This window comes from Bifidobacterium sp. AGR2158 (assembly GCF_000424225.1).
Lineage (GTDB): Bacteria > Actinomycetota > Actinomycetes > Actinomycetales > Bifidobacteriaceae > Bifidobacterium > Bifidobacterium anseris.
The window spans coordinates 313,070-335,723 of sequence record NZ_AUJM01000011.1 but is presented as its reverse complement, the minus strand read 5'-3'; the positions used below and the strand labels follow the sequence as shown (position 1 = coordinate 335,723).

Genomic DNA, 22,654 nt, shown 5'->3' with positions numbered 1-22,654 from the left:
ATGAGTGCTGCAACGGCATATTCCAAGAAAAACGGTTTCCATAAGTCATCAAAGACCCCATGGGGCAACCCGATAGTCTATTTCTTCTCGCTTGTGCTCGTGGCGATCTGCGTCGTCCCGGTGCTCTACATCATCTTTGGCGGATTCCGCACCAACGCGCAGATCACCAACGACCCTGCCGGTCTGCCGAATCCCTGGGTGATCAGCAACTACAAGGAAGTCATCACCAGTGACATCTTCTGGACCGAGCTGGTCAACTCACTGATTGTGGGCATCTGCACGATGGTCGGCGTCGTCGTCCTCGGCATCATGATCAGCTACGTCATCGCCCGCTACAAGTTCCGGTACTCGACACTGATGTATGCGCTGTTCTCAGCGGGCCTCATGTTCCCGATGACCGTCGGCATCACTCCGCTGTACCTGATGATCAGGAACCTGGGTCTGTCGAATTCCCTTGCGGGCATCATCCTTCCACAGATCGCATTCGGTCTGCCGCAGACCATCATCATCCTGGTCCCCTTCCTGCAATCCATCCCGATGGAATTGGAGGAGGCGTGCCTGCTGGACGGTTGCTCTCGCCTTGGCTTCTTCTGGCGCATGGTCATCCCGCTGTCGATGCCCGGCGTTGCCACGACCGGTATCCTCACCTTCGTGGGAAGCTGGAACGGCTATATGCTTCCGCTCTTCGTCCTGAGTGATGAAAGCAAGTACACGCTTCCGCTTGGTGTGCAGATGTTCAGTTCCCAGCACTCGGTGGATACGGCCAGAGTCCTGGCGTTCACCTCGCTCGCCATGCTTCCGGCCCTCATCTGCTTCACGATCTTCCAGAAGAAGATCGTGGGTGGCCTGACTGGCGCGGTCAAGGGCTGATCCGACCCGCCGCCTGCAACACATGAAGCACGGCGGCCCGGGCACAACCGGGCCGCCGTTTCCCTTAAGGAGATCGTTATGAAGATCGAAAACCCGGTACTGCCCGGATTCAACGCCGATCCGTCGATGATCAGGGTCGGAGACACCTACTACATTGCGAATTCCACATTCGAATGGTGGCCTGGCGTACGTCTGCATGAGTCGAAGGACATGGTGCACTGGCGTCTGTTGCCGAGCCTGCTGAACCGTCGTTCGCAGATCGATATGCGCGGCAACCCGTCCTCCGGCGGCGTGTGGGCTCCCGACCTGTCCTATGCGGACGGCAAGTTCTGGCTCGTGTACTCCGATGTCAAAATCGTCAACGGCGCGTTCAAGGACTGCACGAACTACCTCGTGACCGCCGAGGATATCCGTGGCCCGTGGAGCGAACCGGTCCGGATCAACGGCGTTGGCTTCGATGCAAGCCTGTTCCATGACGATGACGGGCGCAAGTACCTCGTCCAGCAGACTTGGGATTTCCGTGAATACAACCATCCCTTCGATGGCATCACGCTTACCGAGTTCGACGTCGAGACCATGCGCCTGCTCCCTGAGACCGAACGCACGATTTGGCGCGGCACCGATGTCAAACTCGTCGAAGGCCCGCACCTGTACAAAATCAACGGCATGTACTACCTGTTCTGCGCCGAGGGCGGCACTGTCTGGACGCATCAGGAGGTCGTCGCGCGTTCCTCGACGCTCGATGCGATGTCGTTCGAGGGGAGCCCGTACAACCCGTTCATCAGCAACTTCGACACCCCGCGCAGCTATCTGCAGAAGCAGGGGCATGGCGCACTCGTGGATACGCCATCCGGCGAATGGTACTACGCGTCGCTGTGTGCCCGGCCCTGGCACCATGAGAACGAATCGGTGACCGATCCGCGTGGATGGTGCACCCTGGGCCGTGAGACGTCCATCCAGAAAGTCGAATGGACCGATGACGGCTGGCCTGTCGTCGTCGGCGGTCATGGCGGACAACGCGTCGTCGAGGCGCCGCAAGACGCCATCGAGACCGAGGCACCGGCCGATCACAGCCAGCATGATGATTTCGAGGAGTCGCAGCTCGCCTTGGATTGGAACACGCTGCGTGTGCCCTTCGACGAATCGATGGGTTCCGTCGGAGGCGGCACGCTGACCTTGCGTGGGCAGGGATCGCTGTGCAACCTCTTCGACCTGTCCCTCGTTGCCCGCCGTTGGCAGGCATTCGATTTCGACGCGTCTGTCGGTGTGCGCTTCGACCCCACCAACTACCGGCAGATGGCCGGCCTGACGAACTACTACAACGACCTGTGCTGGTCGTGGGCTTTCGTCACTTGGGATGAGAAGCGGCAGTGCCGTGTGATCGAAGTCGCCCAGAACGATTTCAACTCCTACACCTCGTTCCTGCGGGACCGGGCGGTGCCGGTTCCCGATGATGTGGAGACTGTATGGCTGCGTACGCGTGTGCGTACGCAGACCTATGGTTACGACTATTCGTTCGATGGTGAGCAGTGGCATGACCTCGGTGTCGAGCTGGACGCGAAGATCCTGTCGGACGACTATGTGAACCAACGGTATGGCGGGTTCTTCACCGGTGCGTTCGTCGGTCTTGCGGCAGTGGATCTGTCGGGGTATGACGCAACGGCTGAGTTCGTGGACTTCGATTACCGCGAATTGAGTGAATGACCATGGATGCACGCTGGGCGGGCCGTCTCCGGGATGGCCCGCCCAGCGTGCATCTTCATATCTGCGGTGCAAATGACATGACCGCATGGAAGGCGAGGGGCGCATATGACATTGACAATGCCAAAGCTGCTGGATGATGGATGTGTGCTGCAATCCGGCAGACCCGTGAACATCTGGGGATGGTGTACACCGGGGGAGCGTGTCTCCGTACGTATCGGCGAATGTACGGGGGAAACCATAAGCACCGCGGATGGCGGCTGGCAGGTGCGGTTGGACGCGTTGGATCCTGGCGGCCCGTATGCCTTCGAAGTGATTGGCGATGGCACGACGGTACGGCGCTCATGCTATGCGGGTGAGGTGTTCCTGTGTTCGGGGCAATCCAATATGGAGCTTTCCATGCAATGGGTGCATCCGTACTATCCCAGCGAGTTCCAGCGGCAGGATGACCCCTTGCTGCGCCAGTTCAAGGTCGTGGACCGATACGATTTCTCCGGGCCGGTGCGTGACCATGAGGAGGCCTCATGGCTGGGGTGTGCACCCGAGACGCTGGGTCAATTCTCCGCAGTCGCGTATTTCTTTGGGCGAATGGTGCGCCAGTGGTTGCAGGTCCCCGTCGGGCTGCTCAATGTATCGTTGGGCGGTTCCCCCATCGAAGCATGGATGGACGCCGCTTCACTCGATGATTGTCCTGAAGCGTTGGAGGAGCTGGATCCCTATCTGGGTGATGGCGTGGCCGAGGCGCGGAGCGAAGAGAGTCTGTCCGCGGTCGCTGGATGGATGGAGGAGCTGCAAGCGCGGCGGATTCCTGCCGACAAGCTGCATTGGCGCCATGTCGACCTGCCGGCACGTTTTGAGAATTGCGGGTTGCCGGGATTCCAGGGAATGCTCGAATTGCGGCGGACAGTGGTGCTGCCGCCCTATTGCGAGGGTGCTGAAGGCACGCTGCGGTTGGGGGCATGGGCTGACATCGATGAGACCTGCATCAATGGAATCAACATAGGGGGCCGCCCCAACCAATATGAGCCCCGTGACTACCGGATTCCTGCCGGTATGCTGCGCGCGGGGGCCAACGAGATTGTTGTGCGCCTTGTCTGCAACGCGGGATCCGGCCGGGTGACCGAAGGCAAGGCGATGACCTTGCAGGTCGGCGATGAGGTCCATGATGTGAGCGGCATCTGGAGGCTTGCCGTCGTGGCGAGCATGGACAGGCCATGTCCGAGTGAGGATTTCGTGCGTTGGCGCCCCACCGGGTTGTATAACGCCATGCTCGCGCCTTGCTTCCGTTTCCCGGTACGCGCCGCGCTGTGGTACCAAGGGGAATCGAACACCGGGACCAGGGCGGCGCAATACGGCAAGCTGCTTGCCACGATGATTGATTTGTGGCGGGAGCGTTGGCATGATCCGCATATGCCCTTCCTCATCGTGCAATTGCCCGGCATCAGCATCGATTGCATCGAGGACGGCGGTTGGCCGCTCGTACGCGCCGGGCAGTGGGCCGTCGGGCAGCAGGTGCCCGACGTGAAGACGGTCGTGACGCTGGATGCCGGTGAACCCAACGACTTGCATCCGCATGACAAGAAGCTCGTCGCGTCACGTCTGTTCGACGCGGCATGTGCGCTGCTCTATGGAGGCGACAATGTGCAGCCGATGGTGGAGAGGATTGAGGAACGCGATGGGATGCTGTGCGTCTCCTATGCCACTGTTGCCCGCCAGGGGGCCAATCCGGTCCCTTGCACACCGTTGACGCTCGATGGCGGCGATCCGGGCGAATTCGAGTTCGTCTGGCGCGATGCCATGTGCGCGGTGCCTGCACCTGCGACGGTTGAGGGGGCGGAAGTGTGCATTCCGCTGCCTGAGCGGCGTCCCGACATACTGCGGTATGCATGGCGGAACAACCCGTCACGTGGTCTGCTTGTGGATGGCCGGGGCACTCCGATGCCTCCATTCGCCTATGATTTGAAGCGTGGTGCCATGATCGAGCCATCGGTGCGCGCTGGCGGAGACGTCGATGCCGGGACGGGACGTGCGTGATGCGCAGGCAAGTCACATGCGAGCAGGGAACACTGGAGGGATTGGCGGTGGGCGATCCCTCCATCACAGCTTTTCGTGGAGTGCCGTTCGCCGCTCCACCAGTGGGGCCAAGGCGTTGGCGACCACCCCAGCCGCCGGCGCCTTGGCAAGGTGTACGGTGTGCGTTCGACGATGCCCCGGCCTGCCTGCAACCCATTCCGGGAGCGTCAAACCCGTTCTATGACAAGGAATGGGGCATGGATCCCGCCATCCCGCTCGATGAGGATTGCCTGTATCTGAACATCTGGACGCCGGCATTGCGGGGGAGCGGCGCCGATGCGCGCCTCACCGGCGAACCCCTGCCGGTCATGGTGTGGATCCATGGAGGCGCCTACCAGTGCGGGTGCGCGATGGAGAAGGAGTTCGACGGCACCGCGCTCGCGCGTCAGGGCGTTGTGGTTGTGTCGGTGGCGTATCGGCTGAACGTGTTCGGATTTTTCTCACACCGCTGGCTGCAGGAGGAAGGCGCCCCGTATGCGAATTTCGGATGGTTGGACCAACAGGCCGCCCTTCGGTGGGTGCGCCGCAACATCACCGTTTTCGGTGGCGACCCCACGCGCATATGCGTCTTCGGGCAGTCCGCGGGTGCGGCTTCGGTATTGGCGCAATGCTGCGCGCCGGGTAATGCCGGACTGTTCTCCCGGGCGATCATGCAATCAGGCGCGGGCCTTGGCTACTTCAATGCAACGCTGTGCTCATTGGAATCCGCACAGTCGACGGGCGCAAGGTTGATGCGGCGTCTGGGGGTGGAGAACCTCGATGAGGCGCGGGGTGTCGATGCGCAGACCCTGTTCGAGGAGGCGTCGCAGCTTGAGGCGCCTGAGGGTGTGGATGATGCCACATGGACGATGATAGCCAATTGGGTGCCATGTGTCGATGGCGTCTTCATGCCACGGCAGGAGCGCGATCTGATACTTGACGGCCAAACCAAGGACATTGATCTGGTGGTGGGAGACACGCAAGACGAATTCATGGTGCCCGACGGGCAAGGCCATCAGGTACGGGCTGGCCGCGAAGGCAACCGCCGGCTGATCGCAGCATGGCAGCTTGGCGGCGGCCGCGCACCGTATTACTACCATTTCGATGTGCCGATGCCCGGCGATGATGCGGGTTCCTTCCACTCTTCCGACCTTTGGTTCGTGTTCGGGACCTTGGGTTCATGCTGGCGACCCATGCGGGGATGCCACGTCGAGCTCTCCCAATGCATGTCACGGTATTGGACGTGTTTTGCGGCAGTGGGCGATCCCAACGGGCAGGGCCTTGTGCGTTGGGATCGCACCGACATGCATGGCGACCGCTTCATGCATCTGGGTTTCCCCATGGGAATGCGCAGTGGGCATCGCGGCGCATGACCGCACCATGGATCAGACTCCCATATCCGAGGCATCGTGATAACGGAAGCGCATGAAGTCGGCATGTCCTCCAACATGCCGGGTCGCTTGGGTGAACAGCGCGAACCGGCATCCTGTGAAATGATCCAGTTTGAACCACAGGCGGTGGGGATGTCCGATCGGTATCCACCCGGCGTCTGTTCGCACAAGGAAGCGCGCGGTATCGCGCATGTCGGTGTAGTCGATCTCCAAGCGGAACGTGGCCTGCGGCGACGGCAATGGCAGGGACTCCACTTCAACCGGGATCTCGTCGTAATGGCGTTCGGCGGTGTTGTCCGGGTGCAGCGCATTGCGCTCCGCCATGATCGCATACCAAGATCCCTGCCTGCGTGTTATGGCGGCGTATGCGTAGCAGCCTTGGAATGCGCAGAGCCCGGCGATGTCGCCTTCCATGAGTCCGCTGGCGTCGATGGTTACTTCCGCGGCGCACCGTGGGCCGGTCGTGCGTTGCGTAAGCGTATTGGTCGCCCGCAGCATGGTGGCCGATACGCGGCTTGTGGTGATGCGGAATGCGCCGGGGCGTTCCGTCACCGACCATGTCTCGTCATGTGGTGTGTGGTTGAACTGCCAATAGGGGGCCAGATGGATGTTTCCCTTGTCATCGGGCGTGTAGCGGAAATCGTCATTGCCATTGAGCGGCGCATAATGATGGTGCGGTTCGACGGAAGGAGCGCTTTCGACGTATGCCGGAACCCGCCCGTTCACGCCCAATACGGGCATGCCGTCCGTATCGAAATGCATCGGCATGAGCACGGGTGTCCTGCCCAATGCCCCGCGGTCCTGGAACATGAACGCGTACCATTGGCCATCGGGCGTGTCCACCATGCCGCCTTGCGCCACACCTTGGTCATGGTATCCCAAGTCGTCATCCAGAATGCAGCGGCCCCGGAACTCACCGTCAAGAGAATCCGCGATGAAACAATCCTCGGTTTTGCGGTGGCCACGGGCGAAATGACAGGTGAACAGGTAATACCGTCCATCATGCCGTTGCAGATGCGAGCCTTCGTATCCCAGATCCTGATTCGGCAGGTCCTGCACGAGCACGCGGTCGAGTCCACCGGCCTTCGGTCCGGACAGATCCACCTCCATCTCGGTCAGCCGCAGTGTGGTGTTGCCGTGAACGATGAACACACGCCCATCGTCAAGGAGCAGCGAAGGATCGTGGTAGAAGCCCTGGACGATATGATGACGCCATGGACCGCGGGCGTCCTCGGCGGTGAACAGGTGGGTCGTATGGGTGTCATTCGCGGAGAACAGCACATGGAATCTGCCGTTGTGCCATCGCAGGGACGGCGCCCACATGCCTTGCCCGTACAAGTCCTGATCGCCGTCCAACATATAGGCGCCCGTATGCCCAAGTGTGTGGTAGACATGGCCATACGGTTCCCAATGTGTCAGGTCGAACGACCTCAATATGTCGCATCCGGGCATGAAATGCATCGTGGTGCTCGCCATGTAATAGGTATGGCCGACCCTGATGATGTCGGGATCGGGAAAATCCGAGTTGAGTATTGGATTCCGGACAACGCCCATAGAAGCCTCCAGGGGTAAGGATTTACGATATGGAATGCCGGGTGGCGGGCGCGATATGCGGATGGCACCCGCCACCCGTTTGGGGTGCGGAAAGAATCAGCCGCGGGCCTGTACGTAGGCCTCATAGACCTGCGGGGTGGGGGCGCCGGTCTGCACCCCGTCGATCGAAATCGGCCAGTCGGGAGCGTCGTCCACGCCGCTGAGCACCCAGGCGGCCTGCCTTGCCGCGCCGATCGCCACGTATTCGTCGGTCGCCGGGCATGAGACATCCATACCCAGGATGCATGGTGCGAGCGTGCGGACCGCCATTGACTTGGCTCCGCCGCCGATGAGCAGGATCCGGTCGATTTGCGCGCCGAGCGAACGGATGAGCTCCATGCAGTCGCGCTGCGAGCACAACAGGCCCTCCACGAAGGCGCGCGCCACGTTGCGGCGCTCGGTGTTGCGCAGCGTCATGCCACTCAATGTGGCGGTGGCGTCCGGGCGGTTCGGTGTGCGCTCGCCGTCGAAATACGGCACGAGCGTCATGCCGCCGGCGCCCGGGTGCGAATCGAGCGCGAGCGTGGTGAGCTCGTCGTAGTCCACGTCGAGCATTGCGCGCGCCGCGTCCAGAATACGCGAGGCGTTGATCGTGCATGCAAGGGGCAGGAAATGCCCGGTGCAGTCGGCGAATCCGGATACCGAGCCGCTCAGGTCGTAGACGGGCTGCTCACTGATCGCGGCCGCCACGCCCGATGTGCCGAGTGAAACGGACACGTCGCCCACGGTCATGCCCAGGCCGAGCGAAGCCATCGCATTGTCGCCGCCGCCGGGCGCGATGATGCATCCGCCGGGCACTTGCGCGCCGGCGATGGACGGATCCGCGTTGACCGGTGCAACTTGGTTCGGTCCAAGCACGTGGGGCAGCACGATGCGTTCGGCGTGCTCGGTGGCGGCGGCGCCCGGCGTGCAGGCGTCGTCGGGCTGCAGTCCCAGCGCGAGCAGGTCGCGCCGGTAGGTGTTGGAGGCGGCGTCGAAGTACAGTGTGCCCGAGGCGTCGGAACGGTCGGTGAACAGGGCGTCGAGATGCGCGTTTTCGCCCGGCTGCACGGGGCCGAAGCCGGCGATGCGCCAGCTCAGCCAGTCATGCGGCAGGCACACGGCGGCGATGCGTGCCGCGTTCGCCGGTTCGTGCTGCGCCACCCATTTGATTTTGGTGAGTGTGTACGAGGCGACGGGGGAGGAGCCCACGGCTTTCACCCAACGTTCGATGCCGCGCTGGTGCGGGTCCTCCGGCTCTCCGTCGGCCGCCGGCGCGGCGCCGAGCTCATCGATGAGCGCTTCGGCCTGCGGCGCCGAGCTCGTGTCGTTCCACAGCATCGCGTCGCGGATCACCCGGCCATGTTCGTCGAGTGCCACCATGCCGTGCTGCTGGCCGCCCACGGCGATCGCGGACACATCGTCCAGTCCACCGGCCTGCGAGGCGGCTTCCTGGAACGCGCGCCACCAGTGCTCCGGGTTGACGACGGATCCGTCGGGGTGCTTCGCCTGTCCGAAGCGCACCAGTTCGCCCGTTGCGGCGTCGGTGACACGGACCTTGCAGGATTGGGTCGAAGCGTCGACCCCGGCCACGAGAACTCTGCTCATGAGATGACTCCTTTGTTCGTCCGTCCGCCGTGTGCGGGGCACTGCGGCGTGCATGCGAAGCGTGCGGACGGCCTATATAGTTAGATGAGTAAACTATAATGGGTAGTGTAGCATACGATATGTCGGCGAGGAAACGCCCACGCGGGTCGCAGAGTGGCTGCACACTCGGGCTGGAGCAAGCAAGGAGTGTCTTATGGCGGTTCTCAAGCGCATCAATCAGGATGACCTACGCAACCACAACCTATCCGTGGTGCTTGATACGATGCTCCGTTCCACAAGCGCTTTCAGCCGTGCAGACCTTGCCAAGGAGACCGGCCTCACGAAAGCCACGATGTCGCTGCTCATCTCCATGCTCCTTTCGCACCGCATCGTCAAGGAGGGCGCGCCGCTCGTCCAGTCGGTGTACGGGCGTCCAAGCACGCCGCTGAGCATAGCGGGCGGCAGTGTGTGCGGCATCGGCATCCAGATCAACACCGATGGCTACGGCTATGTGGTGCTCGACCTCGACGGCAGTGTCGTGGCCGAGCGCTGGATCGCGCGCGACCTGCACGACGCCGACGCCGACGCGCTGTTCAACGAGCTTGACGCCATGCTCGTCGAACAGGAGAAGACACTGCGCGCGCAGAGCTATATGATCGCCGGCGTCGGCCTTGCGTTGCCCGGCCTGGTGACCGAGGACGGCCATCTGCTCATGGCGCGCAACTTGGGGTGGGAAGACCTCGACCTGAGCCGTTTCGACCTGATTCGCCGGTTCGACGTGGTGGTGGCGAACGAATCGAACATGGCCGCTGTGGCGCAGCTGCCGGGGTATGCCACGCAGCGCACCGACGAGGGGATTGTGGGGCCGAACGGATCGTTCCTGTATGTGTCGACCGACATCGGCATCGGCGGCGCCATTGTGCGCGGGGGGCGCGTGGTCACCGGCGACCATGGGTATGCCGGAGAGATCGGCCATCTTTCGGTGCAGATGGATGGGCCCGTCTGCCGTTGCGGCCGCCGCGGCTGCGTCGAGGCCTACGCCGGCCGCCGATCCATGGTGGAGGCCGCCGGCGTGGCCGAAGGCAATGCCGCTGCCTCACAGGCGGCGCTCGACGAATTCGGTAGGCGCGTGCGGGAAGGGGATCCGGTCGCCATGGCGGTGTTCGCCGACGCCGGGCATGCCATGACGTCGATGCTCACGTCGGTGATCAATCTGTCCGACCTCGATACCGTGATCATTGGCGGCAGCTGGGCCCGCGTGCCTGCGGATGTGCTGGAGCGCATGGCGGCGCGCGTCCAGGCGCGTATCCTCGCGCGCGGCACGCTCAATGTGCGCCTGCTGCGCGCTTCGGGCATCTCTCGCCCGGCGCTGTTCGGCGCCGCACAGACCGGCTTGCGCAATTTCATCGACGACCCGCTGCGCTACCTCGGCTGAGGGCGCCCGTACTCCATCTCAATATGCAGTTCGCATAGTGGTCGTCTTGCGGTGCGGTGCTACACTGTCTTGCGGCGTTCCCGCCCGAGCTGCGCAGGTCAAGGAACGCCGGCGATCCGCCAATACCATGCTGTGCGCAGTACCGTAAGGAAGAGGGACTTCCATGGTCGACCATACCCAACAACCAACCCCTGTCCGTTCGCGCGTCCGACTGCGCTGGACGACCGCGGACATCGCCGTGGCCGCCGCGCTCGGCATCGCCGCCGGCGTCGTCTTCTGGGGATTCAATTTCGCCTACTCATCGGTCTCGCCGATTCTCGGCGGTCTGCTGCCGGGATGCGCGAGCATCCTGCACGCCGTATGGTACTTCTCGGGCACGCTCGCCGTGCTCATCCTGCGCAAGCCGGGGTCTGCCGTGTTCGTCAACCTCGTCGGATGCGCCGCGGAGATGCTGATCGGCAGCTCGTTCTCCCTCGGGTTCGTCTTCCTGTCGGCCGCGCTGCAGGGACTGTTCGCCGAACTGCCGTTCGCGCTGACGCGGTACCGCGTCTTCAACCTGCCGATCTCGATCCTTTCCGGCGTGTGCACGGCGATCGAATACGGCATCTACCTGATGCTGTTCCGCTATCAGGGCGTCGCGTTCCTCAGCCCGCGCGGCATCGTGCACATGGTGAGCGAGATCATCGGCGGCGCGCTCATCGCCGGCGTCTGCTCGTGGTACCTCTATCTGGCGATCGCGAAGACCGGCGTCCTCGACCGTTTCGCCTCCGGTCGCGCCGTCCGCGCCGCGGTCGCCGCTGATAATCGCTGACGATCCGCGCCTACGGCGGTGTGCGGGTGAGCGCGCCCACGTACGCCACTGTCGCTGCAATCAGCGACGTGGCGGGGTGGAACGCACCTGAATACCGCCGTTGCTGCTACCATCGGCATCCCATTACGTAAGATGGGCGCCGCCCGGACGGGAAGGCGTCCACGTACACTGATATCGACGATGCATCGGCAGGAGAGAGCGTGCATCGTGACGAGATCATGCGACATCATCGAGATGAGCGCCATCACATGAAAAGAAGGTTTGTTCATGGTGGACGACAGCACGATTGTGTACGCGGGAGCCGAAGCCGGCACGCAGACCGAACTCATCAACCCCAACGAAATCGCCGCGCTCGCGAAGAAGCCCGGCCATAAGCCGCCGAAAGACGACAATCGCAAGTATCTGTGGGTGATCTTCGCATCGATCGCCGCGCTCGCGCTGTTCGCCGCCGTCATCTTCGCCGGCGTGCGGATCCACAACCATCGACAGCAGCAGCTCGCGCAGGAGCACGCGCGTTGCGAAAGCGCGATGACGGCGCTCGACAAGAAGGCGAAGCAGTACGAGGAGCTGCGTGCGGGCGACGGTGCGTCCGCCGGAACGGTCTCCGACATCCAGGTCGCGGACAGCGGCACCGTCAAACTGCTCGACGAACAGCTCAAGGCGCAGGCGCCGGCGACGACGAGCTGCGATGTGTCGTCGGTCGACCAGTACGATGCACGCATCCAGCAGATCCGCGATCATGAAGAGTGGTACGACGCGCATATGCGTTCGCTGCAGGAGGCCGTCGACGGCGTCAACGACTCGAAGCGGCTCAAGGAGGTCGAGGAGGCGACGGCCGCGCTTGACGACACGTTGCGCGAGGCACAGACGACGCTCGACCTGACGCGCGGACAGGTGGCGGACGAGGCGACGTGGAGCCGTCTGTCCGAACTCTACGACAAGGCGAAGCAGGCCGAGGCCGGAGGCGACCTCGACGAGATCTCGTCGAGCGAGCAGCAGATCAAGTCGGCGATCGGCGACGTCAACGCGTCGCGCGACAAGAAGATCGCCGACGACGAGCGCAAGGCGCGCGAGGCGGCACAGAAGAAGGCGCAGGCCGAGGCCGACCGCAAGAAGGCGGAAAGCCAGTCCAACAAGGACAACGACCGCAACGCGAATCAGGACGATAAGAACAACGACCGCCGCTGATGCGCGGCACGGGGGACCGGAGGCCTTGGTGCATATGGGTCGCCGGTGCGTGCGGTTCCGGCGCGGACGGCGCAGGTATCGTTGAGCGGTATGCCGGGATCGGCGGGATCCCCGGCGTGCGCGGACGCGTCGGCGCACGCCGGGGATCCATACAGGACGGGCCGCCGTCGCCAGCGGGCCGTGACCGGTGGGGCCTCAGGGGCTTGAACCCTGGACCGGCGGATTATGAGTCCGATGCTCTAACCGACTGAGCTAAGGCCCCACGTCGTATCGCGGGAAACCGCGGATGCGACTTGCTAAAGTGTAGCAAACGACATGACCATTACGGTCGGGGCACGGCAGGGAATCGGCGGATGCGGAAGGGCCGGCGCGGCCGCGGGCACCGGTTGGGCGGCTGCCGCGGGTGCGCGGACGGCCCTTGTGCGATCGCCCTGCGCAGTCGCGGCGCGGGGCGCGCGGACGGTATAACGAAAAACGCCGACCCGAAGGCCGGCGTTTCCGTATCAGCGTGAGAGTCAGCTGCTCTTCTTGCCGTAGCGCTTCTCGAAGCGGGCCACACGGCCGCCGGTATCCAGAATCTTCTGCTTACCGGTGTAGAACGGGTGGCACTTCGAGCAGACGTCCACCGTCATGTGGTCGCCCTTGGCGGTCGACTTCGTGACGAAGGTGTTGCCGCAGGAGCAGGTAACCTGCACCGCATGATAATCAGGATGAATTCCTGGCTGCATAATTTGTCTCCTAAAGATACGGGGGACCCGGGTCGCCATGCCCCGATGGCAGGCGTGAACCGGATACATGCATTGTACGGCTGCGCATTGACGCAAACGCACGGCTCGTCCCGTGGCGAACCACGGGCCTTGCCATCGCGGACAACTTCCCCGGCCCCGTGTTTATTCCCGCCCGCGCGTCTTGCGCGTTTCCCGCACACCCCCAAGCCCCCACCTTCCGCAAGCGCGACAACGGCTCTTGTTAGGATGGAACAGTTTGTACGGAGGGCCGTGCGTGACGCCGGATGGCGTGCGCCCGCGGCCGCAGCATCGAAAAGGCGAAGATGGCAGAGGAACAGTTCCCGGCGGCGCAGGCCGCGCTTGAGGAATACCGCAGGATCGAGCAGCAGATGGCGCAGCCGGATGTGGCGTCGTCCCCGGACAAGATGCGCAAGCTGGGACGGCGTCATGCCGAACTCGGCACCATCGTGACCGCGTACACCGATTATCTGCATATCCGCGACGATGTCGAGGCCGCCCGTGAGATGGCGGGGGAGGATCCCGAGTTCGAGGCCGAGGCGAAACGACTTGAGGAGGCGCTGCCGGCCGCTGAGGAACGGCTGCGCACGGCGCTCATCCCGCGCGATCCGGACGACGCGCGCGACGTCATCATGGAGATCAAGGCGGGCACCGGCGGCGAGGAGGCCGCGCTGTTCGCCGGCGACCTGCTGCGCATGTACACGCGCTACGCCGAGAAACGCGGCTGGAGCACGGCGATCCAAAGCGAGAACACGACCGAGCTCGGGGGCGTCAAGGACGTGCAGCTCGCGATCCGCGCGAAGGGCACGCCGGCGCCCGAGGAGGGCGTGTGGGCGTCGCTCAAGTACGAAGGAGGCGTGCACCGCGTGCAGCGCATTCCGGTGACCGAATCACAGGGCCGCATCCAGACCTCCGCCGCCGGCGTCATCGTGTTCCCGGAGGCCGACGAGGACGACGACGAGATCGACATCGATCCCAAGGACCTCAAGGTCGACACATTCATGAGCTCCGGGCCGGGCGGACAGTCCGTCAACACGACGTATTCGGCGGTGCGCATGACGCACATCCCGACCGGCATCGTCGTGAACATGCAGGACGAGAAATCGCAGATCCAGAACCGCGCGTCGGCGCTGCGCGTGCTCAAGAGCCGCCTGCTCGCGATGAAGCACGAACAGGAGGCCGCCGAGGCCGCCGATATGCGCCACTCGCAGGTGCGTTCGCTCGACCGTTCCGAACGCATCCGCACCTACAACTTCCCGGAGAACCGCATCGTCGACCATCGCACGAACTACAAGGCGTACAATCTCGACGCCGTGCTCGACGGCGACCTGCAGGCCATCATCGACAGCGACATCCAGGCCGACGAGGCGCAGCGTCTGGCCGCGAACAACGAGTGAGCGCTGCGCATCCGCGTGACATCGACAACATCGACATTGATATCGACATCGATATCAATAAACAACAACAGCAGCGACGATAACAGCATCAACGACACGGCAATCACATGCAGGAGGCGACGATGGCATCGGCGAACGATGAAATGGACGACGTGAAGACGGCGCACGCGCCGGACGCGACGGCCCGCGCGGCGGCCGTCGACGGCGCGAAGGGCGTCGCTGACATCATCGCTGCCGGAGGCGAACGTCTCGCCCGCGTCGGCGTCGACACGCCGCGACACGACGCGAAACTGCTACTCGCCGAAGCGACGCGCGCCTCGCTGAGCGACGTCGATAAGGCGGCGCTGCTCGGCGACGACGTCGCGAAGCTCGTCGCTGGCAAATCGATCGGCGTCGACGCAGCGCTCGCCGACTATGCGGCGATGCTCGCGCGCCGCGAACGCCGCGAGCCGCTGCAGTACATTGTCGGGCACGTGCCGTTCCGCTATCTGGACATCAAGGTCGGCCCCGGCGTATTCATCCCGCGTCAGGAGACGGAACTGCTCGTCGACGAGGCCATCGGCTGGATCACGCGCAACGGCCTGTACTGCCCGCGCGTCGTCGATCTGTGCGCCGGCAGCGGCGCGATCGGTCTGGCGATTGCCACCGAAGTGCCCGGCGCGCAGGTGTGGGGTGTCGAAAAGGATGTGCTCGCCGCGCAGTGGACGCGCCGCAACGTGAGCGAAGTGGGCGCCGCGTTCCCCGATATCACCGCGAACTACCATCTCGAGATCGCGGACGCGACGTGCCCGACGACGCTCGCACAGCTCGACGGCACCGTCGACGTCGTCGTCAGCAATCCGCCGTACATCCCGCTCACCGACGTGCCCGAACAGTTCGAGGTGCGCGAATACGATCCGCAGACGGCGCTCTACGGCGGTTCGGCCGACGGCATGATGGTGCCGGAGCGCATCATCGTGCGCGCGGCGGCGCTGCTGCGCACCGGCGGCGTATTGATCATGGAGCACGACGTCACGCAGGCCGACCGCACCGTCGCGTTCGCGCGCGCGAGCGGATTCGCCGAAGCGCGCACCGAAAGCGACCTCACCGGCCGTCCGCGTTACCTCGTGGCGACTAAGCTGTAGACGGCCGCGAATGCCGCCGACGACCGCCGCGCGGCTGCCGTTACTGTGTGATTTGTGATTGATGACTGATGAGTGATGACTACTGTGGAATCAAGCGAGTTTGGAGCGCAATATGAGCGACGTTCGTGACATCGACGAGGAATCGTTGAAACTGGCGCGCGAGGTCATCGCCGACGGGGGCCTTGTCGTCATCCCGACCGACACCGTGTACGGCATCGCCGCCGACCCGCGCAACGCGGAGGCGATCGAACGCATCTACGAAGCCAAGCAGCGTCCGCATTCCAAGCCGCTGCAGGTGCTCGCGGCGAACGTCGACGACATCGAGGCGCTTGGTCTCGAGCTGCCTTCACCGCTCAACCGTCTGGCCGCGCAGTTCATGCCGGGGGCGTTCTCGCCGATCGCCGTGGCGAACGAACATTGCACGTTGAAGACGATTTCGGCCACGCCGTCGGGTGTCATGACGCAAGGTGTGCGCGTGCCGAATTCGTACGCGTCGCTGACCGTGCTGCGCGCGCTCGGTCCGGTCGCCGCCTCGAGCGCGAACCGTTCCGGCCAGGAAAGCGCGCAGAGCGTCGAAGAGGCGCTCGACGCGCTTGGCAACGACGTCGACCTCTATCTGAACGGCGGCGCGACCGCCGGGCATGTCGCGAGCACCGTCGTCGCCGCCGACCCGCATGAACGCGACGGCATCGCGATTCTGCGCGAAGGCGTCATCCCGGCCGCGATCATCCGCCGCGCAATCCATCTGAACGGCGGCGGCCTCGGTCTATGAAGGTCTATCTGTTCATCTGCCTGCTCGCGGCCTGCGCGACCTTCCTGTACACGCCGATCGTGCGCCATGTGGCGATCCGCGTCGGCGCGGTCGGCGAGGTGCGCGCGCGCGACGTGCACACGGTGCCGACCCCGCGCATGGGCGGCGTCGGCATGCTGTGCGGCTTCCTGACGGCGATGTTCTTCGCATCCCGTCTCAACTTCCTGCAGGGCGTCTTCCGCGAGAACCATCAGGCGTACATCGTCATGGCGGGCGCCGTGCTCATCTGTCTGCTGGGCGTGTGCGACGACATCTGGGATCTCGATTGGATGCTCAAACTCGCCGGGCAGCTGCTCATCTCGGTGTTTGTCGCTTGGGGCGGCCTGCAGATCATCACATTGCCGATCGGCTCGCTTGTGACGGCGTCGCCGACGATTTCGATCGCGATCACGGCGCTGCTCATCGTCGTGTCGATCAATGCAGTGAACTTCGTCGACGGCCTCGACGGTCTCGCCGCCGGCATCGTCGCGATCGGCGGCGTCGCCTTCGGCATCTACTCGTACATCCTCGCGCGTTCGGCGCCGTCGTACGCGTCGATGGCGACGCTCGTCGACGTCGCGATGGTCGGCATCTGCCTGGGCTTCCTGCTGCACAACTGGCATCCGGCGAAACTGTTCATGGGTGACTCCGGCTCGATGCTGCTCGGCTATCTGATCACTTGCGCGTCGATCATCATGACCGGCCGCATCGACCCGGCCACGGTGAACGCGTCGATCTATCTGCCCGCGTTCATGCCGATCCTGCTGCCGATCCTCGTGCTGTTCCTGCCGGTGCTCGACATGATGATGGCGATCTGCCGGCGGCTGAGCAAAGGACAATCGCCGATGCATCCCGACCGCATGCATCTGCACCACCGGATGCTGCGCATCGGCCATTCGGTGCGCGGCGCCGTGCTCATCCTGTGGGGATGGGCGGCGCTCATCGCCTTCGGCTCGCTGATGCTGCTGTTTTTCCGCCCGATTCATGTGCTCGTCGTCTTCCTCGTGGCCGCCGCCGCGCTCACCGTTGCGACGATGTATCCATACATCCGCCGACGCATGAACGGCGAAGTCGAGGAGCTGCCCGAGGAGCGCGACGCCGACCATCCCGAGCACGCGCGCAGCGGCGACGGCCGCTACCGCGCACGGCACATGCGCGACACGTCGTCGAATCATCGGGAAAACTGAACGTCGGGAAAGCGGAACGCGCGGCGGTCGCTTACGTTGATTGTGCTTACGTTGATTGTGCAGTGGTTGCGCGTCGATTTTGCGTTGATTTTGCTGTGACTTCGCGGTGCTCGCGGACGGCTCGCGCACGGCGCGTCGCGACGGTCGGCGAGGGGGGCGTCAATCGTCGATGTTGCATCGTGGAACGGTGAGTGGCGTTCGTCGCCGTGCGTCCATATAGTAGGCCTATGGCTACAAATCCTGATATGCATGCAGAATCCCCGTACGCTCCACTTCCCCCCATCTTCGCCCAGCTCGGCCTCGCCTATGACGATGTGCTGCTGCTGCCGAACGAGACCGACGTCATCCCCTCCGAGGTGGATACGACGACCCATCTGACCCGCAACATCACGATGAAGGTTCCGGCGATCTCCGCCGCGATGGACACCGTGACCGAGTCCGAGATGGCGATCGCGATGGCTCGCAACGGCGGCATCGGCGTCCTGCACCGCAATCTGTCGATCGACGATCAGGCGGCGCAGGTCGATTACGTCAAGCGTTCCGAATCGGGCATGATCACCGACCCGCTCACCGTGAACCCCGACGTCACGCTTGCCGATCTGGACAAGCTGTGCGGCAAGTTCCACATCTCCGGACTGCCGGTCGTCGACCATGAGAACAAGCTCGTCGGCATCATCACGAACCGCGACATGCGCTTCATCGCGTCGGACGACTACGACCATCTGCGCGTCAAGGACGTCATGACGAAGGACCATCTGATCACCGGTCCGTCGAACATCTCGAAGCAGGACGCGCATGACCTGCTCGCGGCGAACAAGATCGAAAAGCTGCCGCTCGTCGATTCCGAAGGCCACCTCACCGGCCTGATCACCGTCAAGGACTTCGTCAAGACCGAGCAGTACCCGGATGCGACGAAGGACGAGCAGGGACGTCTGCGTGTCGCCGCCGGCATCGGCTTCCTCGGCGACGCCTGGCAGCGCGCGAGCGCACTGCTCGAGGCGGGCGTCGATGTGCTCGTCGTCGACACGGCGAACGGCGAAGCTAAGCTCGCGCTCGACATGATCCGCCGCATCAAGAACGACCCGGCCTTCAACGGCGTCGATATCATCGGCGGCAACATCGCGACGCGTCAGGGCGCACAGGCGATGATCGACGCGGGCGTCGACGCCGTCAAGATCGGCGTGGGCCCCGGCTCGATCTGCACGACGCGCGTCGTCGCAGGCGTCGGCGTGCCGCAGCTGACGGCAGTGTACGAGGCTTCGCGCGCCTGCCGCGCCGCGGGCATCCCGTGCATCGCCGACGGCGGTATTCACTATTCGGGCGATATCGCGAAGGCACTCGTCGCCGGCGCGAGCTCGGTCATGCTCGGCGGCGTGCTCGCCGGCTGCGAGGAGGCTCCGGGTGAGAAGGTACTGCTGCACGGCAAGCAGTACAAGCTGTACCGCGGCATGGGTTCGCTCGGCGCGATGGCTCCGCGCGGCAAGAAGTCGTACTCGAAGGACCGCTATTTCCAGGCGGATGTCACGAGCTCGGACAAGGTCGTGCCGGAAGGCGTCGAGGGCGAAGTGCCGTACCGCGGACCGCTCAACGCCGTGCTGTACCAGATGATCGGCGGTCTGCACCAGTCGATGTTCTACATCGGCGCGCACAACATCCCCGAGATGAGCGAAAAGGGCCGCTTCATCCGCATCACCGACGCCGGCCTGCGCGAATCGCATCCGCATGACATCGTCATGACGGCCGAAGCACCGAACTATTCCGGCCGCTGATCCGCGTTGCGGTGTGCCGTGTGGTGCGCGGTGCGCTGCCGTGTGATGTGACCGATACGGCGTAACCAAAAGGTTTACCCAGCAGGGGCGTTCCTCCCGAACGCCCCTGTTTTTAGTTGTGTTAAGGGCAGCAATGGCAGTCCGCGATTATCCTCAACCACCTACTGCCGTTTGACGCGGTTGCTACGGCAGTCTGTGGTTGATGTCAATCACCTACTGCCGCGGATGGCGGCGATTGCGGCGGTTTGAGATTGGGGTCAACTACGGACTGCCGTTTGACGGGGTGGCAGTGGCAGTATGTGGTTGAGTTCAATCATGTACTGCTGTTTGGCGGGGTGGCGGTGGCAATGTGTGGTTGGGTTCAATCACGGACTGCTGTTTGACATGGTTGTGGTAGTGGGGCGCCTGGGTTGCGGGGTGCTCATACGGTGGGATTGTGGGAATATTGTGCAAACCTTCGGGTAATGTTGAAGGTGCTATCGTATTCGTTCGCCATCGGAGGAAGTGTTCGAGGGTGGGGAAGACGAGAAAAGAGTAAGGAATCGCGGAGGTATCGCGGTTTTCCGTTATCGAGAGGCAGTAAGGAACCCGGTATGGATATCCAAGCTACACAGAAGCCCGGTGCGCGAGGTGCAATCGTTCGCATTGCCGCGGTCGTCGTGACGCTCGCAATGCTCGTCGCGACCGCGATGTTCGGCGTCGGCCGCGCGCACGCCGCCGAACTGACGGCGAGCGCCGACCCGACGACCTTCACGCAGTGGACCGAAGGCGTCGGCAACCCGCTCGACCCGCGCTCCAACGGCCGCGTCTGGACCGACAAGTCGGTCACGACCGGCGATGTGACGCTCGACGCCGGCAACGGCGAACAGGTCGTCGTCGGCAAGGACAAGGCCGCCGACTTCCTCGTCGGCCTGTCCGCGATGTCGAGCGCCCAGCAGATCACCGGCATGAGCAGCGGCAACAAGCCGCTCGACGTCACGCTCGTGCTCGACGTCTCCGGTTCGATGTCCTCCAACATGGACTACACCTATACGCCGGTCTACGGCGAGGTCACCGGCGAGACGCTGTTCGTCCGCAGCGACTCCGGGAGCTACACGGCCGTGTATCCGATTATGAACGAGACGACCGGTCACTGGCAGTACACCGATAGGGACGGATCGGTGCTGTACACGCCGAAGATGAGCCCTGAAGACACCGATCCGGATCATGTCCAGCTCTACCGCCGTATGCCGCGCATCACGCGTCTCGACGCGCTGAAGACCGCCGTCAACGGCTTCCTCGACCAGATGGCCGCGCGCAACGCGCAGATCTCCGATGCGGCCGCGAAGAACCGCGCCGGCATCGTCACCTTCGAAAGCAGGGCGGAGATCAAATCGCGCTTCACCGACGACACGGCCGCCCTGCAGGGCATCGTCAACGGCCTTCGCGACCTCGGCGGCACCTATTCCGCCGAAGGCCTGCAGCTCGCCCATCAGCTGATCGACGAGGACAAGCGCACGAACGCCGATTCCGTCGTCATCTTCTTCACCGACGGCGATCCCTTCGACTACGACGAGGCCGTCGCCGAGGCGAAGTCGCTCAAGGACTCCGGCACGCCGATTTATGCGGTCGGCACCTTCAACACGCCGGACATCAACAACCTGAGCTACACGTCGAACCGCTATATGCAGGCCGTCTCGAGCAACTATCCGAACGCCACGACGATGCAGGACCTCGGCGAGCGCGCGCCGGATTCCGACTACTACATGAACGCCAACAACGCCGACCAGCTCAAGAACATCTTCAACGACATCTGGACGGCGATCTCGAGCAAGCCGTCGTCGCCGATCGCGACGACGACCGAATCGGGCATGGAACGCGGCACGATCACGTTCACCGACGAACTCGGCGCCTACATGACGGTGCGCGACATGAACAGCGTCGTCTTCGCCGGCAGGCAGTTCACCGCAAAGACCTCCGAAACCTCCGAGGACGGTGCGACGACGACCTACGTCTTCGAAGGCGAAGTCGACGGCAACCCGATCTACGGCACCGCGAACCTCGCCGATCTCGTCGTCACCGTGACGCACGGCGAAACCGAAACAGTGCGCGTGCAGGTGCCCGAGCAGCTGCTGCCGCTGCGCCTGTATTCGGCGAGCGTCGATCAGGACGGCAACGTGACGACGACGATCAACGACACGTTCCCGATCCGCGTCTTCTACTCGGTCGGCCTCAAGGATGGCGTGCGTGATGCGCTCGCGAACCCGGACGAGGCGCTCGCCGCGTACGTCAAGGACAACGGCGAGACCTTCACGTCGAACAAGTACGAAGAGGACGCCGAGCGCGGCTCGACGACGGCGACGTTCACGCCGGCGAAGTCGAACGACTTCTACTACTTCGTCAACGACACGCCGCTGTACAACTCCGAGAACGTGTCCGACCCGGCCAAGTCGATCGAGGAAGGCAAGACCTACCACTATCTGCGCACCTACTACGCGGACAACGCGAAGCATGAGCAGTGGGTCGCCGTCAACGGCGCCGACGCCGCCGGCAAGACGCAGACGGGCGCGAACGGCGACGTCTTCGTGCCGGCCGGCACCGTGCGCATGGGCTTGGCGAACTACACGGTCGCGAAGAAGGACAACGTGACGAAGACGGCGACCGCGGCAATCGCGCCGCGCTGGGACGGCACCACCGTCGACGTCGCGCTCGGCAACAACGGCCGTCTCGCCGTCGCGCAGTCGCCGGTGACGCCGGAGCCGGAGCCGGAGGAGACGACGCCGGCCGCCACGCCGGAGCCGACGCAGCCGGAGGGCACCGTCGAGTCGGCGCCGACGACGGACACGTCGACGGCGAACACCGGCTCGAGCGTCGCGCTCATCGTCGCCGTCGCCGCCGCGCTGCTGTGCGCGGGCCTCGGCACGCTGCAGCTGCGCCGCCGCCGCTCGACCGGCCGCCACGCCGGCTGAGCGAAGGACGGCTGTTGATCAGCCGTCCGAACGATGACGACACGACGGGGTCGTGCACGTGGAATCATGTGCACAGCCCCGTTTGT

16 protein-coding genes and 1 tRNA gene are annotated in these 22,654 nt (G+C 63.9%); 13 read left to right on the top strand and 4 right to left on the bottom strand.

All coding sequences use genetic code 11. The features are described 5' to 3' along the window. From G606_RS0101785 to G606_RS0101770, 4 genes are all read left to right on the top strand, one after another. Complete coding sequence (locus tag G606_RS0101785; RefSeq protein ID WP_026644555.1) at positions 1 to 870, top strand: carbohydrate ABC transporter permease; 870 nt, start codon at positions 1 to 3, stop codon at positions 868 to 870. Positions 871 to 948: 78 nt separating this feature from the next. After that, on the top strand, positions 949 to 2,574 hold the full coding sequence (locus G606_RS0101780) for a glycoside hydrolase family 43 protein (protein WP_026644554.1): 1,626 nt from the start codon (positions 949 to 951) through the stop codon (positions 2,572 to 2,574). Between the two features lie 105 nt (positions 2,575 to 2,679). Further along, positions 2,680 to 4,605, top strand: coding sequence for a sialate O-acetylesterase (locus tag G606_RS0101775; RefSeq protein ID WP_026644553.1), 1,926 nt, complete (start codon positions 2,680 to 2,682; stop codon positions 4,603 to 4,605). Next, positions 4,605 to 5,996, top strand: a complete 1,392-nt coding sequence (locus tag G606_RS0101770; protein ID WP_026644552.1) for a carboxylesterase/lipase family protein — start codon at positions 4,605 to 4,607, stop codon at positions 5,994 to 5,996. The genes G606_RS0101775 and G606_RS0101770 overlap by 1 nt, the downstream gene beginning before the upstream one ends. 12 nt (positions 5,997 to 6,008) lie before the next feature. Here G606_RS0101770 and G606_RS0101765 read toward each other — a convergent pair whose 3' ends face one another. Then, positions 6,009 to 7,568 carry a glycoside hydrolase family 43 protein gene (locus G606_RS0101765; RefSeq protein ID WP_026644551.1) on the bottom strand — a complete coding sequence of 520 codons (1,560 nt, stop codon included), beginning with the start codon at positions 7,566 to 7,568 and terminating at the stop codon, positions 6,009 to 6,011. A 96-nt stretch (positions 7,569 to 7,664) separates the two neighbouring features. Then, positions 7,665 to 9,194 carry a xylulokinase gene (locus G606_RS0101760; protein ID WP_026644550.1) on the bottom strand — a complete coding sequence of 510 codons (1,530 nt, stop codon included), beginning with the start codon at positions 9,192 to 9,194 and terminating at the stop codon, positions 7,665 to 7,667. A gap of 193 nt (positions 9,195 to 9,387) precedes the next feature. On the opposite strand from G606_RS0101760, the gene G606_RS0101755 reads away from it, so the two are divergent. From G606_RS0101755 to G606_RS09475, 3 genes are all read left to right on the top strand, one after another. Beyond that, the gene (locus tag G606_RS0101755) at positions 9,388 to 10,608 is read left to right on the top strand and encodes an ROK family protein (RefSeq protein ID WP_026644549.1); all 1,221 of its coding nucleotides are present in this window, start codon (positions 9,388 to 9,390) and stop codon (positions 10,606 to 10,608) included. Between the two features lie 163 nt (positions 10,609 to 10,771). After that, complete coding sequence (locus G606_RS0101750; RefSeq protein ID WP_026644548.1) at positions 10,772 to 11,419, top strand: ECF transporter S component; 648 nt, start codon at positions 10,772 to 10,774, stop codon at positions 11,417 to 11,419. Between the two features lie 267 nt (positions 11,420 to 11,686). Then, entirely contained in the window at positions 11,687 to 12,607 is a 921-nt protein-coding gene (locus G606_RS09475; protein WP_051198321.1) for a hypothetical protein, read from the top strand. Positions 12,608 to 12,795: 188 nt separating this feature from the next. On the opposite strand, the gene G606_RS0101735 is transcribed toward G606_RS09475, so the two are convergent. Then, positions 12,796 to 12,869, bottom strand: a tRNA-Ile gene (locus G606_RS0101735). Between the two features lie 253 nt (positions 12,870 to 13,122). Further along, positions 13,123 to 13,335, bottom strand: a complete 213-nt coding sequence (gene rpmE / locus G606_RS0101730; RefSeq protein WP_024540314.1) for a 50S ribosomal protein L31 — start codon at positions 13,333 to 13,335, stop codon at positions 13,123 to 13,125. A 323-nt stretch (positions 13,336 to 13,658) separates the two neighbouring features. Here rpmE and prfA point away from each other — a divergent pair, with 323 nt between their 5' ends. The 6 genes from prfA (at position 13,659) to G606_RS0101695 (ending at position 22,568) form a co-directional block, all read left to right on the top strand. Next, positions 13,659 to 14,750 carry a peptide chain release factor 1 gene (prfA, locus tag G606_RS0101725; protein WP_026644547.1) on the top strand — a complete coding sequence of 364 codons (1,092 nt, stop codon included), beginning with the start codon at positions 13,659 to 13,661 and terminating at the stop codon, positions 14,748 to 14,750. 122 nt (positions 14,751 to 14,872) lie between these two features. After that, positions 14,873 to 15,874: a peptide chain release factor N(5)-glutamine methyltransferase gene (gene prmC, locus G606_RS0101715; protein ID WP_231371374.1), complete on the top strand. Its 1,002-nt coding sequence runs from the start codon at positions 14,873 to 14,875 to the stop codon at positions 15,872 to 15,874. A gap of 112 nt (positions 15,875 to 15,986) precedes the next feature. Next, positions 15,987 to 16,646: an L-threonylcarbamoyladenylate synthase gene (locus G606_RS0101710; protein WP_026644545.1), complete on the top strand. Its 660-nt coding sequence runs from the start codon at positions 15,987 to 15,989 to the stop codon at positions 16,644 to 16,646. Further along, the gene (locus G606_RS09470) at positions 16,643 to 17,851 is read left to right on the top strand and encodes an MraY family glycosyltransferase (protein ID WP_081663875.1); all 1,209 of its coding nucleotides are present in this window, start codon (positions 16,643 to 16,645) and stop codon (positions 17,849 to 17,851) included. Before G606_RS0101710 ends, G606_RS09470 begins: the two co-directional genes overlap by 4 nt. A 227-nt stretch (positions 17,852 to 18,078) precedes the next feature. After that, positions 18,079 to 19,620: an IMP dehydrogenase gene (gene guaB, locus G606_RS0101700; protein WP_026644544.1), complete on the top strand. Its 1,542-nt coding sequence runs from the start codon at positions 18,079 to 18,081 to the stop codon at positions 19,618 to 19,620. A gap of 593 nt (positions 19,621 to 20,213) precedes the next feature. Continuing rightward, the gene (locus G606_RS0101695) at positions 20,214 to 22,568 is read left to right on the top strand and encodes a vWA domain-containing protein (protein WP_026644543.1); all 2,355 of its coding nucleotides are present in this window, start codon (positions 20,214 to 20,216) and stop codon (positions 22,566 to 22,568) included. Positions 22,569 to 22,654 lie beyond the last annotated feature (86 nt).

Coding starts and splice junctions, on each gene's coding strand:
- G606_RS0101755 (WP_026644549.1), top strand. CDS start 9,388: ATGGCGGTTCTCAAGCGCATCAATCAGGATGACCTACGCAACCACAAC.
- G606_RS0101780 (WP_026644554.1), top strand. CDS start 949: ATGAAGATCGAAAACCCGGTACTGCCCGGATTCAACGCCGATCCGTCG.
- G606_RS0101775 (WP_026644553.1), top strand. CDS start 2,680: ATGACATTGACAATGCCAAAGCTGCTGGATGATGGATGTGTGCTGCAA.
- G606_RS0101695 (WP_026644543.1), top strand. CDS start 20,214: ATGGATATCCAAGCTACACAGAAGCCCGGTGCGCGAGGTGCAATCGTT.
- prfA (WP_026644547.1), top strand. CDS start 13,659: ATGGCAGAGGAACAGTTCCCGGCGGCGCAGGCCGCGCTTGAGGAATAC.
- guaB (WP_026644544.1), top strand. CDS start 18,079: ATGGCTACAAATCCTGATATGCATGCAGAATCCCCGTACGCTCCACTT.
- G606_RS0101765 (WP_026644551.1), bottom strand. CDS start 7,568: ATGGGCGTTGTCCGGAATCCAATACTCAACTCGGATTTTCCCGATCCC.
- G606_RS0101770 (WP_026644552.1), top strand. CDS start 4,605: ATGCGCAGGCAAGTCACATGCGAGCAGGGAACACTGGAGGGATTGGCG.
- G606_RS0101760 (WP_026644550.1), bottom strand. CDS start 9,194: ATGAGCAGAGTTCTCGTGGCCGGGGTCGACGCTTCGACCCAATCCTGC.
- prmC (WP_231371374.1), top strand. CDS start 14,873: ATGGCATCGGCGAACGATGAAATGGACGACGTGAAGACGGCGCACGCG.
- G606_RS09475 (WP_051198321.1), top strand. CDS start 11,687: ATGGTGGACGACAGCACGATTGTGTACGCGGGAGCCGAAGCCGGCACG.
- G606_RS09470 (WP_081663875.1), top strand. CDS start 16,643: ATGAAGGTCTATCTGTTCATCTGCCTGCTCGCGGCCTGCGCGACCTTC.
- G606_RS0101710 (WP_026644545.1), top strand. CDS start 15,987: ATGAGCGACGTTCGTGACATCGACGAGGAATCGTTGAAACTGGCGCGC.
- rpmE (WP_024540314.1), bottom strand. CDS start 13,335: ATGCAGCCAGGAATTCATCCTGATTATCATGCGGTGCAGGTTACCTGC.
- G606_RS0101750 (WP_026644548.1), top strand. CDS start 10,772: ATGGTCGACCATACCCAACAACCAACCCCTGTCCGTTCGCGCGTCCGA.
- G606_RS0101785 (WP_026644555.1), top strand. CDS start 1: ATGAGTGCTGCAACGGCATATTCCAAGAAAAACGGTTTCCATAAGTCA.